This is a genomic window from Rhizobium sp. BK602 (assembly GCF_014195095.1).
Classification (GTDB): domain Bacteria; phylum Pseudomonadota; class Alphaproteobacteria; order Rhizobiales; family Rhizobiaceae; genus Rhizobium.
Genome location: NZ_JACIBC010000009.1, coordinates 90,473 through 102,389, shown reverse-complemented (window position 1 = coordinate 102,389; position 11,917 = coordinate 90,473). Strand labels below are relative to the sequence as shown.

The 11,917-nt window shown below is 63.7% G+C and carries 12 protein-coding genes; 10 read left to right on the top strand and 2 right to left on the bottom strand.

From position 1 onward, the window contains the following. Nucleotides 1–21: 21 nt before the first annotated feature. Nucleotides 22–345, bottom strand: a complete 324-nt coding sequence (locus tag FHX11_RS30145; RefSeq protein WP_348649736.1) for a hypothetical protein — start codon at nucleotides 343–345, stop codon at nucleotides 22–24. Between FHX11_RS30145 and FHX11_RS25325 the strand changes: the two genes are divergently transcribed. From FHX11_RS25325 to FHX11_RS25300, 6 genes are all read left to right on the top strand, one after another. Continuing rightward, complete coding sequence (locus FHX11_RS25325; RefSeq protein ID WP_348649734.1) at nucleotides 230–589, top strand: septal ring lytic transglycosylase RlpA family protein; 360 nt, start codon at nucleotides 230–232, stop codon at nucleotides 587–589. The two genes, FHX11_RS30145 and FHX11_RS25325, sit on opposite strands and share 116 nt — an antisense overlap. 216 nt (nucleotides 590–805) lie before the next feature. After that, nucleotides 806–2,095, top strand: coding sequence for an RsmB/NOP family class I SAM-dependent RNA methyltransferase (locus FHX11_RS25320; protein WP_184362635.1), 1,290 nt, complete (start codon nucleotides 806–808; stop codon nucleotides 2,093–2,095). A gap of 191 nt (nucleotides 2,096–2,286) precedes the next feature. After that, nucleotides 2,287–3,564, top strand: coding sequence for an imelysin family protein (locus FHX11_RS25315; RefSeq protein WP_184362632.1), 1,278 nt, complete (start codon nucleotides 2,287–2,289; stop codon nucleotides 3,562–3,564). A gap of 48 nt (nucleotides 3,565–3,612) precedes the next feature. Then, nucleotides 3,613–5,172: a di-heme oxidoredictase family protein gene (locus tag FHX11_RS25310; protein ID WP_184362629.1), complete on the top strand. Its 1,560-nt coding sequence runs from the start codon at nucleotides 3,613–3,615 to the stop codon at nucleotides 5,170–5,172. Continuing rightward, nucleotides 5,172–6,293: an imelysin family protein gene (locus FHX11_RS25305; RefSeq protein ID WP_184362626.1), complete on the top strand. Its 1,122-nt coding sequence runs from the start codon at nucleotides 5,172–5,174 to the stop codon at nucleotides 6,291–6,293. The genes FHX11_RS25310 and FHX11_RS25305 overlap by 1 nt, the downstream gene beginning before the upstream one ends. Before the next feature lie 5 nt (nucleotides 6,294–6,298). Next, on the top strand, nucleotides 6,299–7,399 hold the full coding sequence (locus FHX11_RS25300; RefSeq protein WP_184362623.1) for a DUF1513 domain-containing protein: 1,101 nt from the start codon (nucleotides 6,299–6,301) through the stop codon (nucleotides 7,397–7,399). A 55-nt stretch (nucleotides 7,400–7,454) separates the two neighbouring features. Here the strand turns inward: FHX11_RS25300 and FHX11_RS25295 are convergent, their stop codons facing one another. Next, on the bottom strand, nucleotides 7,455–8,531 hold the full coding sequence (locus tag FHX11_RS25295; RefSeq protein WP_184362620.1) for a DUF2252 family protein: 1,077 nt from the start codon (nucleotides 8,529–8,531) through the stop codon (nucleotides 7,455–7,457). A gap of 125 nt (nucleotides 8,532–8,656) precedes the next feature. On the opposite strand from FHX11_RS25295, the gene FHX11_RS25290 reads away from it, so the two are divergent. The 4 genes from FHX11_RS25290 to guaA all read left to right on the top strand — a co-directional run bounded on the left by FHX11_RS25290 (nucleotide 8,657) and on the right by guaA (nucleotide 11,890). Further along, nucleotides 8,657–9,037, top strand: coding sequence for a nuclear transport factor 2 family protein (locus FHX11_RS25290; RefSeq protein WP_184362617.1), 381 nt, complete (start codon nucleotides 8,657–8,659; stop codon nucleotides 9,035–9,037). 99 nt (nucleotides 9,038–9,136) lie between these two features. After that, a complete protein-coding gene (locus FHX11_RS25285; protein ID WP_184362614.1) occupies nucleotides 9,137–9,586 on the top strand; it encodes a PaaI family thioesterase in 450 nt (149 codons plus the stop codon). Beyond that, nucleotides 9,583–10,224, top strand: coding sequence for a 5'-methylthioadenosine/S-adenosylhomocysteine nucleosidase (locus FHX11_RS25280; protein WP_184362610.1), 642 nt, complete (start codon nucleotides 9,583–9,585; stop codon nucleotides 10,222–10,224). The genes FHX11_RS25285 and FHX11_RS25280 overlap by 4 nt, the downstream gene beginning before the upstream one ends. Before the next feature lie 103 nt (nucleotides 10,225–10,327). Next, nucleotides 10,328–11,890, top strand: a complete 1,563-nt coding sequence (guaA, locus tag FHX11_RS25275) for a glutamine-hydrolyzing GMP synthase (protein ID WP_184362608.1) — start codon at nucleotides 10,328–10,330, stop codon at nucleotides 11,888–11,890. Nucleotides 11,891–11,917 lie beyond the last annotated feature (27 nt).

Sequence of the window (11,917 nt, the reverse complement as noted above, 5' to 3'; positions counted from 1 at the left end):
TGGAAGTGCGAGAAAATTTATTCAGTTTTTAACTGATTCCATTAGGTTTTTTCCAAGAATTGCGCTTTTGGACTCCCGGTCATCTTCGCATTTCAATATCACAAATGTTACAGTCTGTAACATTCCGTGATTTTCAGAGGCACTTTTTCGCCATTTTTGGCCCGATTTAAGCCCCCGCCGCCTGTTGGGCGCAAGTTCAATTGCTTGAGGGAAAATCGGTTTGAAGAAAATCAAACGTGCTATTGCGATCGCCGCGACTATATCCGCCTCTTTTGCTATTCTTTCTACGAATGCATTTGCAGCAACGGGATGCGGGGGCGCATCATGGTACGGCGGAACCACCAAGACTGCTTCCGGGGAACGGATGAGTTCCTCTCGTCTTACTGCCGCTCATCGCTCGCTTGCCTTCGGCACCCGTCTGAAGGTCACCAACCGTCACAATGGCCGCAGCGTCGTCGTCCGCATCAATGATCGCGGACCTTTCATCAAGGGACGCGTCCTCGATCTTTCCCGTGCAGCCGCACAGGACATCGGCATGGTTTCCTCCGGCACGGCCAAGGTCTGCTACGAGATCGTCGCCTCCAAATAATATGCGGATCGGCCGGGAAAGACCCGGCATATCGGCGTAACGCTTGCTCTCTCCGTCAATCGCGGCTACCACGCGGTTGAGACGTCTCAATAATCCGCCGCCATGTGCTTTCTTCGCGCGGATTGATGAGCTGTCAGCAAGATCATGATCAGGCGCATCGGCCTTTCCGGCGATCCACGGTGATTTTCGGGGCCACGCGCAAGCAGGAGAGCAGTAATGCGTTTGGGCGGCCGGCTGCAGGGGGCCATCGAAGTTCTTGCCGATATCGAAGCGCGCAAGCGACCGGTGGCCGATGCCCTGAAGGATTGGGGCCTTGCCCACCGCTTTGCCGGTTCCGGCGACCGCGCCGCGATCGGCAACATCGTCTACGACGCCCTGCGCATGCGGCTGTCGCATGCCTGGCTGATGGACCACGACAGCCCCTCGGCGCTCGCGCATGCCGTTCTCTTTCGCCAATGGGGCCTGACGCCCGAAGCGCTGGCCGCCGAACTCGACGGCGACAAATTCGCGCCCGCACCGCCGAGCGCCGAGACACTGGCCTCCTTCGCCGCCCGCAAGCTCGATGACGCACCTCGCCATATCCAGGGCGACGTTCCCGAATGGGTCGAACCCTCCTTCCAACAGGCTTTCGGCGACGGCTGGCTGGCCGAGGCGCAGGCGCTCGCCGAGCGGCCGACGCTGGACCTGCGCGCCAACGCGCTGAAGGCGAACCGCGACAAGGCGGTCAAGGCGCTGGAACGCGCCGGAGCCCAGCCCTCGAAGATCGCCCGCTACGGCATGCGCATTCCCGCCGGCGAAGGCGCCTCGCGCCTGCCCAACGTCACCGCCGAGCTTTCCTTCCAGAAAGGCTGGTTCGAGGTTCAGGACGAAGGATCGCAGATCGTCGCCGATCTCGTCCTGCCCGAGGAAGGCGACCAGGTGCTCGACTATTGCGCCGGCGGTGGCGGCAAGACGCTCGCCATGTCGGCAGCCATGCACAATAAGGGCCAGGTCCACGCCTACGACAGCGATCGGCGGCGGCTGGCGCCGATCATCGAGCGCCTGAGGCGCGCCGGCACGCGCAATGTCCAGGTCCATGACGAACGAAACGACCTGCTGGCCCTGCGCGGCAAATTCGACAAGGTGCTGGTCGACGCGCCCTGCACCGGCACGGGCACATGGCGGCGCCGCCCCGACACGAAATGGCGCCTCACCCAGAAGAATCTCGACGAGCGTACCAGCCAGCAGCAGGAAGCCTTGGCCCAGGCCAGCGAATTCGTCCGCCCCGGCGGCGCGCTCCTTTACGTCACATGCTCGGTGCTGCCGGAAGAAAACGAGGCCCAGGTCAACCGTTTCGCGGCCAACAATCCCGACTTCGAAGTCATCGAAGCGCTGAGCGCCTGGGACAAGCTGTTCGGCCACGACGCCGCCAAGCCGCGATCCTCTGATGGCAAGACCATTACGCTGACGCCGGCATCGACGGACACCGACGGCTTCTTCTTCTGCCGGCTACAGCGCAAGGGCTAGGGCAACCTCGCCCGCCGGCCCGCACTCACCTGTGCTTTCACGCAAAGACATCATCGATGTGCGGTGACGATCCTCAATGCCCTCCCTTAGAAAATCGTCATAAACTAGAGCGTTTGACACCAGTTTATTTTTAATACATGACAGCAAGCGCCAAGTTTTAGGCGGTGCCCCAGCCGTCACAGGAGAGGAACATGAAACTGAACATCCATTTCGGCGCCGCCCTGGCGCTGGCCGTCGCCACATCCGCCCTGCCGGCGCTCGCCAAGGCTCCCGAGCCGGCGGCGATCATCAAGCACTATGCCGAAGTCGCGCATGCCAAATACGAGGACTCGCTGATCACGGCCAAGGCGCTGGACAAGGCCATCGACGCCCTCCTCGCCAATCCCAGCGACAAGACGCTGAAGGCCGCCCAGGCCGCCTGGATCAAGGCTCGCGTTCCCTATCAGCAGTCGGAAGTCTACCGTTTCGGCAACCCGATCGTCGATGACTGGGAAGGCAAGGTGAACTCCTGGCCGCTCGACGAAGGCCTGATCGACTATGTCGACGCCTCCTACGGCACCGAAAGCGACGAGAATTCGCTCTATGTCGCCAATGTCATCGCCAACAAGACGATCAAGATCAACGGCAAGGATGTCGACGCCTCGCATCTGACGCCGGAATTCCTCTCCGGCACGCTGCATCAGGCCGGCGGCGTCGAAGCCAATGTCGCGACCGGCTATCACGCCATCGAATTTCTGCTCTGGGGTCAGGATCTGCACGGCACCGGTCCCGGCGCCGGCGAACGCCCGGCCACGGACTACGATCTCAAGAATTGCACGCACGGCAATTGCGACCGCCGCGCCGAATATCTGAAGTCGGCCTCGACGCTGCTGGTTTCCGATCTTCAGGAAATGACCGAGAAGTGGACGCCGGAGGGCGAGGCCACCAAGCATGTCGAAGCCGATCCGAAGGCCGGCCTCGCCGCCATCCTGACCGGCATGGGCTCGCTCTCCTACGGCGAACTTGCCGGCGAGCGCATGAAGCTCGGCCTGCTGCTGCACGATCCCGAAGAAGAGCATGATTGCTTCTCGGACAACACCTACAACTCGCATAACAACGACGCCATCGGCATCGCTGCCGCCTATAACGGTACCTATACGCGCATCGACGGCAAGAAGCTGAAGGGCCCGTCGCTGCACGACCTGGTCGCCGCCAAGGACAAGGCGCTCGACAAGGAGATGGAAGGCAAGCTCAAGGCGACGCTCGACGCCATGAAGGCCATGGTCCACCGCGGCGAGACGGTCGAGAAATACGACCAGATGATCGCCGAGGGCAACACCGTTGGCAACGCCACCGTCCAGAAGGCGATCGACGGCCTGCTCGACCAGACGAAGAGCATCCAGCGCGTCGTCGCCGCCCTCGATCTCGGCACCATCAAGCTTGAAGGTTCGGACAGCCTGGATAATCCTAACGCCGTCTTCAAGAAGTAACGAAGGAGGGCGGCCGCACCCATCCCGGGTTCTGCCGCCCTGACCCCCATGATCCGTATGCCGGCTCATCGCGCCCTGCTGCCCGCCCTCGCCGCGGGCTTTGTGGTTTTTGCCGTCACCCTGGCGGCCGCCGATGTCCTGAACTTTCCCAACATCCGCAACGATCTGACGCCGGAGCAATCGAAGCGCGTCGCCGATGTCGTCAGGCCGACCGCGGATTTCTCCAAGGCCGAGCCCTATGAGGCGATGCAGAGCGGCGCGACCACGACGGTCGCCCCCGTCAATCGCACCATCTTCTCCCAGCCCTCGGCCAATCTCGGCCTGGAGCGCGAACAGAATTTCCACCTCGGCAACGCGCTTTTCCGCAAGCTCTGGGTCTCCGCCCCCTCCTCCACCCAGGCCTCCGACGGGCTGGGACCGCTGTTCAACGCCCGCTCCTGCGAAAGCTGTCATATCCGCGACGGCCGCGGCCATCCGCTCGAGACCGCGGGAGGTCCGGCCACCTCCATGGTCTTGAGGCTCGCCCGGCCGGCAGTCACGCCGGAAGAGGAACAGGCGCTCAAGGATTTCAAGGTGATCAATTTTCCGGACCCGACCTATGGGGTGCAGTTGCAGGATCTGGCCGTGCCCGGCCTTGCCGCCGAGGGCAAGGTGACTGTCACCTATAGCGACGAGAGTATCGCGCTTGCGGGCGGTGAAACCGTCACGCTGCGCAAGCCGCATTATGCCGTGGCCGATCTCGCCTATGGTCCGCTCGGCGAGACGACCACGCTTTCACCGCGTGTCGCGCCGCCAATGATCGGCCTCGGCCTGGTCGAAGCCATTCCTGAGGCCGATATCCTCGCCCATGCCGACCCCGACGACAGGGACGGCGACGGCATTCGCGGCCGTGCCGCCATCGTCCGCGACCATCGCACCGGCCAGCTCGCGCTTGGCCGCTTCGGCTGGAAGGCGCAGAATGCGACCGTGCGCGATCAGGTGGCCGCCGCCTTTTCCGCCGATATCGGCATTTCCACGCCCGACCGCCCGGACGCCCATGGCGATTGCACGGCCAGGGAAGCGCGCTGTCTCGCCATGCCGACCGGCGTGCAGAAACGCCTCGGCGATACGGAAGCGCCGGACCCGATCCTCGATCTCGTCACCTTCTATTCCGAAAACCTTGCCGTACCCGCCCGCCGCAAGGCGAGCTTCCCGGATGTGCTGCACGGTAAGGAGATGTTCTATCGAACCGGCTGTGCTGCCTGTCATACGCCGAAATTCGTCACCCGGGACGACCTCAAGGATGGCGACGGCAAGGAGGCTCCCCAGGCCTTCCAACTGATCTGGCCCTATTCCGATTTCCTGCTGCACGACATGGGTGACGGTCTCTCCGACGGCCAGCCAGTGGGTGTGGCATCCGGCCGCGATTGGCGGACGCCACCGCTCTGGGGTATAGGCCTGACGCAAACGGTGAGCGGCCGGCAGGCCTATCTGCACGATGGCCGCGCCCGCACGCTGACCGAAGCCATCCTCTGGCATGGAGGAGAGGCCGAAAGAGCCCGCACCGCATTCGCGAACCTGCCGCAGGGCGACAGGCAAGCGCTGATCAACTTTCTGGAGTCCCTCTGATGCGTCCCTGGACATTCCTTGCCAAGCCTCTCGCCGCCGGCCTTTTTCTCGGCCTCCTATCGCTTCCCGCCAGTGCGCAGGAGGCGATGGCCAATGGCGCGGGCCTGAACGAAGCAGCGGTGCCGGGTGTCCTGCAGAAGGCGGTCGACGACGTCATCCGTCCCGGCTACCGGGCGATGCATGAGAGTGCCTCGAAGCTCACCACTGCGATGAAGGCGCTCTGCGCCGATCCTTCCGCCGCGAGCCTTTCCGCCGCGCACGCCGCCTTCGGCGACACGATCAAGAGCTGGTCGCGCATCGAGATCGTGCAGACCGGACCGATCATCGAGAAGAACCGCTTCGAGCACATCCTGTTCTATCCCGATCGCAAGGGCGTCGGCCTGAAGCAGGTGCAGGCACTGATCGCCAAGGCAGACGAGCACGACACCACCGTCGAGGCCGTCGCCGGCAAGAGCGTGGCGCTGATGAGCCTGACGGCGCTCGAATATGTGCTCTACGGCAACGGCTCGGATGTCCTCAATTCGCAGAAGCAGAGCTTCCGCTGCCGCTATGGCGCCGCCATTGCCGGCAATATCGAGGCCACCGCCAAGGACATCGCCGACGAATGGGACGATCCAAACGGCGTGCAGAAATCCTGGAAGAACCCCGGCAAGGACAGCGAGGAGTTCATGGACGATAAGGAAGCGGTGACGGCGCTGCTCGGCATCCTCGTGCATGGTGCCGGCAATGTGCGCGACCAGCGGCTGGAAACCTTCTACAAGGGCGATCCGACCGCGGCGCGGCCGAAGATGGCGATCTACTGGCGCTCCGGCAACACCTGGACCTCGCTCACCGGCAATCTCGAAGGGCTGAAGACGCTCTGGCAAAAGGCCGGGATGGCCGACCTCCTGCCCGCCGACAAGCGTGACATGGCCGGCAAGATCGACGCGCTCCTCGACAGGCTGATCGCCACCGCGCCGACGATCAATCCCGATATCGAGGCGGCGATCGCCAGCGACGCCGACCGGGCCAAGATCGACATGCTGCTTGCCGAGACCCGCGACCTCACCACCGGCTTCAGCGACAATTACGGCGGCGCCATCGGGCTTTCCGCCGGCTTCTCCTTCGCCGACGGAGACTGACGACCATGCGCAGCGCGCTGATCGACCGCAGAGCCTTCGTCAAGGCCGCCGGGCTGACCTTCCTGACGGCCCTGAAGCCGGGCGCCCTGATGGCGCTTGAGCGGGCCGATGCTGTCTATGCGTCCGGCTTTCGCGCCCCCGACGGCACCTTCGCGGTGGCGACCGTCACCGAGCGCGGTGAGATCGTCGACCGGGTGGCGCTGCCGGCGCGCGCCCATGGCATGGCTTTTTCGAAGGCGACCGGCAAGACCGTCGCCTTCGCCCGCCGGCCCGGCACCTACGCGATGATCTTCGACCCCTGGAACAGGGGCGAGCCGATCGTCATCACCGCGCGCGAGGGCCGGCACTTCTACGGCCACGGCACGTTCTCGCCGGACGGCACGCTGCTCTATGCCAGCGAGAACGATTTCGACGCCAACAGGGGCATGATCGGCATCTACGACGCCCGCAACCGCTTTGCCCGCATCGGAGAATACGAGACCTACGGCACCGGGCCGCACGACATGACCGTCTCCGACGACGGCCGGCTGCTGATCGTCGCCAATGGCGGCATCGAGACCCATCCGGATTTCGGCCGCACCAAGCTCAATCTCGACCATATGCAGCCGTCGCTGACGCTGATCGACGCGGCCAGCGGCCGGCTGATCGAAAAGCACGCCCTGCCGCCGCAATACGCCCAGGTCTCCACCCGCCACGTCGATATCGATGCCGCCGGCCGCATCTGGTTCGCCTGCCAGTATGAGGGGCACCGCAACGACCTGCCGCCGCTCGTCGGCCATTTCGCCCAGGGCGAGGATCTGACCTTCATCTCGCTGCCCGACGACACCACCCGCGCGCTCGGCAATTATGTCGGCGCCATCGCCGTCAACCGCGCCGACAATCTCGTCGGCGTGACGTCGCCGGTGGGCGGAACATCCGTGACGCTGGATGCCAGGACCGGAAAGGTGCTGAAGGTCGAAAGCGTTGCGGATGCCGCCGGCATCGCCGCGGCTACGCATGGGTTCGCGGTATCGTCCTATCGCGGGGAGTTTCTGGGGCGGCACAGCGATGTCGCCTGGGACCAGCATATCGTGCGGATCGGGCAGCCCGCGACTTTGCGGGGGTGAGGTGTTTACTGGGCCGCCCTCGTCCTTCGAGGGCGGATGTGGGCCTCACCCCTCCTCACCATCGCCTGGCGAACTCCGCCTGCTCCGCGCCGATCGCCGCGGCGGCCGCCTTGGCGGATGTCCGCAGCCAGTCCGCCGGCCGCTTGTCGAGATCGGCCAGAACCGGCGGGATGCGCGCGACGTCGCCCGCATGGCAATTGGCGATCTCGAAGCCCATCAGGTCGAGCATATCCGGCGACAGCAGGATCTGCGCATCGCCCGCCACCTCGATCTTGCGGCTGTTGGGCGACAGGCGCCGGACCAGCAGATTGCCGGTAACATGATAGCGCGGATCGGGCGACCGGGTCGGTCCGGCGGCGATGACGCCCGTGTGGATCGCCGTGTCGGACGGATCATGCCAAAGCGACCAGGCGGATTGGGCAAGCGCCTTGACTTCGCGCAACACCGGGCCGCCACGCCATTCGAGGTCGACAATGAAACGCGGGCGACCGAGACTGCCGGTGCCGGCGGTGCGCGGCTTCGGCACGAAGGGCAGCGTCGGGTCGGGCAGCGACCGCCGCAGCGCGTCGAGATAGAGCGCCGGCACGGGCTTGGTCGCCAGCGGCAGGTCGCGAAACTTGTCCCAGAAAGCCTTGCGCTCGGCGTTGGAGAGGATCACGTCGTTGCGCAGCCATTTGTAATCGCGTTCGAGAATGATCGCCGAGGGCTTCTGCATGCCGCGCCGATAGCCGCCCAGAATGGCATCGGCAATGACGCGCGGCGTCGGGCCGTCATCGCCCCGCGCCAGGATCGCGCTCGCCGCCAGCCGCACCAGATCGAGCGCATAGGGCATGGTGGCGGCATCGTCGAAATCGTTGACGCCCCAGACCAGCCGTCCCTCCTCGTCGCGCCAGGTGCCGAAATTCTCCAGATGCGTGTCGCCGATCGCCAGCAGTTTCGGCGCATCGGCAAGATCGGGGCAGATGTCGAAGATCGTTTCGGCCCAGCGCCAGTAGGTGGCGCGCAGGAAGACGAAGCCGTCGCTTTTCATCTTCCTGTATTTCTTCGCCAGATCCGCCTCGACCAGATCGTCGCCGAGCTGCTTGCGCATCCAGGCTTCATAGGCTTTCGTCGATTGCAGAATCGTCGCCATCTCAGCCCCGTCTCGAATCTTCGCTTCAAAATAGCAGAACGCGCCATTGAGGATTTTCAATGTCGGCGATAGAACCCAACCGAAAATTATTTCGTCGTCCCCTCCGCAAACCAGAGCCTCCCGAAATGAGTATCGATCATCGCGACGTCACGTTTCCGGTCCGGATGCAGCTGGATGCCTATAATGCGAAGGACATTGAAGGCTTCATGCAATGGTGGGCCGACGACTGTCAGTATTACGCATTCCCGTCCACCCTTCTCGCCTCCGGTGCGGATGAAATCCGCGAACGGCACCTCGCCCGTTTTGCCGAACCTGATCTTTTCGGCAGGCTTATTGCCCGAATGACGGTTGGAAACATGGTCGTCGACCACGAGACCGTCACTCGCAACTTCCCGGAGGGACGCGGCGAGGTGGACGTAATCTGCATTTACGAGATCGAGGGCGGCAAGATCGCTAAGGCCTGGTTCAAGCTGGGCACCCCGCGCCTGCATTCAACCGCCGCTTGACCCTGCGCTCAACGGCCGCCCTTATTGTCGAATTCCATCATATCGCCCTTGTCCAAAGAACCCCGCCATGCCAATTTCGCACCCGCGAAAGGGAACAGCATGACCGGGGAAAACAGCGGCGACTTTCGGGCGCGCATCAGGACGAGTTTCGAGCGGCAGGCGGCGATGGCGACCATCGGCGCGGAACTGACGCGCGTCGAGCATGGCATGATCGAGATCGAGCTGCCCTTCGACGTCAAGCTGACGCAGCAGCACGGCATCCTGCATGCCGGCATCATTTCGGCGGCGCTGGATTCGGCCTGCGGTTTCGCCGCCTATAGCGTCATCGATCCCACGGCCTCGATCCTGACCATCGAATTCAAGGTCAACCTGATGTCGCCCGGACGCGGCGAGCGCTTCCTCTTCCGCGGCGAAGTGACCAAGCCAGGCACCACGATCATCGTCGCCGACGGGCGCGGCTATGCCATCGGCGACGGTCCCGCCAAGCTGATTGCCTCCATGACCGGAACGATGATGGTCATTCGCGGCCGAGAAGGAATTACCGGATGACATTCGAACTGAAGCGCGTATCGGGAAAATCCATCCTGTTCGTGATGGCGGTCGAGGCCGAATACGGCCCGTTCCTGCGCTCCCGCTTCGAGCCGCTGATGACCGGTGTCGGCCCGGTCGAGGCGGCCATCGCACTGACGCGCGCCTTTGCCCAGCTCGAGGCACAGAACGATCTTCCCGACATCGTGGTCTCGCTGGGTTCGGCCGGTTCCGCCAGGCTGGACCAGACGGAGGTCTATCAGGCAACCTCCGTTTCCTACCGCGACATGGATGCCTCGCCGCTCGGCTTCGAGAAGGGCCGCACGCCGTTCCTCGACCTGCCGGCCACGATCGAGCTGCCGCTGCGCATCCCGACCGTTGCCGAAGCGAGCCTTTCGACCGGCGGCAACGTCATTTCCGGCATGGAGGCCTATGGCCGGATCGGCGCCGACATGGTGGATATGGAAACCTATGCCGTGCTGCGCGCCTGCCAGATCTACAATCGGCCACTGATCGGGCTGCGCGGCATTTCCGATGGCAAGGTCGAGCTGCAGCATGTTTCCGACTGGACGGAATATCTGCATGTCATCGACCGAAAGCTCTCCTATGCCGTCGACAGTCTTTTCACGGCGCTGGAGGACGGCGTATTCTGGTTCTGAGGCAGCAGAAACGGTTGAAAACAAGGACAATCGGGACAATAAAATCGGCTTGACCGTCATTTGCCCGATTGCCAGGGAAAGCGCTTTTCATTAAAGGCTCGCCATGACCCAGACAGCACATCCAGACACCGTTCTCATCGTCGATTTTGGCAGCCAGGTGACGCAGCTCATCGCACGGCGCGTGCGCGAAGCGGGCGTCTATTGCGAGATCGTCCCCTTCCAATCCGCCGAAGCCGGCTTCAAGCGGCTGCAGCCGAAGGCCGTGATCCTCTCCGGCAGCCCGGCATCGACCGTGGACGAAGGCTCGCCCAGGGCGCCACAGATCATCTTCGACAGCGGCGTGCCGGTGTTCGGCATCTGCTACGGCCAGCAGACCATGTGCATGCAGCTCGGCGGCAAGGTCGAGAGCGGCCATCACCGCGAATTCGGCCGCGCCTTCCTCGATGTCGACAAGGACTGCGCCCTCTTCGAAGGCCTGTGGTCGAGCGGCTCGCGCCATCAGGTCTGGATGAGCCACGGCGATCGCGTCACCGCGCTGCCTGATGGATTCGAAGTGGTCGCCACATCCTCGAACGCGCCTTACGCCTTCATCGCCGACGAGAAGCGCAAATATTACGGCGTGCAGTTCCATCCGGAAGTCGTGCATACGCCCGATGGCGCCAAGCTGATCGGCAACTTCATCCACAACATCGCCGGCATCAAGGGCGACTGGTCGATGTCGGCCTATCGCGCCAAGGCCGTTCAGGCGATCCGCGATCAGGTCGGCGACAAGCGCGTCATCTGCGCGCTCTCCGGCGGCGTCGACTCTTCCGTTGCGGCGCTGCTGATCCATGAGGCCGTCGGCGACCAGCTCACCTGCATCCTCGTCGACCACGGGTTGATGCGCAAGGACGAGGCGGCCAACGTCGTCGCCATGTTCCGCGAGCACTACAATCTGCATCTGCTGCACGTCGATGCCTCCGACCGCTTCATCGGCGAGCTGGAAGGCGTTTCCGACCCCGAGACCAAGCGCAAGATCATCGGCCGGCTGTTCATCGAGACCTTCGAAGAGGAAGCCAAGAAGCTCGGCGGTGCCGATTTCCTCGGTCAGGGCACGCTCTATCCCGACGTCATCGAGAGCGTCTCCTTCACCGGCGGTCCCTCGGTCACCATCAAGTCGCACCACAATGTCGGCGGCCTGCCGGAGCGCATGAAGATGCAGCTCGTCGAGCCGCTGCGCGAACTCTTTAAGGATGAAGTGCGCGTGCTCGGCAAGGAGCTCGGCCTGCCCGACAGCTTCATCGGCCGCCACCCCTTCCCCGGTCCCGGCCTCGCCATCCGCTGCCCCGGCGGCATCACCCGCGAGAAGCTGGAAATCCTGCGCGAAGCCGATGCCATCTATCTCGACGAGATCCGCAAGGCTGGCCTCTACGATGCCATCTGGCAGGCATTCGCCGTGCTGCTGCCGGTGCAGACCGTCGGCGTCATGGGCGACGGCCGCACCTACGAATTCGTCTGCGCGCTGCGCGCCGTCACCTCCGTCGACGGCATGACGGCGGATTTCTACCACTACGACATGGAATTCCTCGGCCGCGCCGCGACCCGCATCATCAACGAAGTCCGCGGCATCAACCGCGTGGTCTACGACGTGACGTCGAAGCCGCCCGGCACGATCGAGTGGGAGTGAGGGGAATACGGTAGAGTGGCATATCGG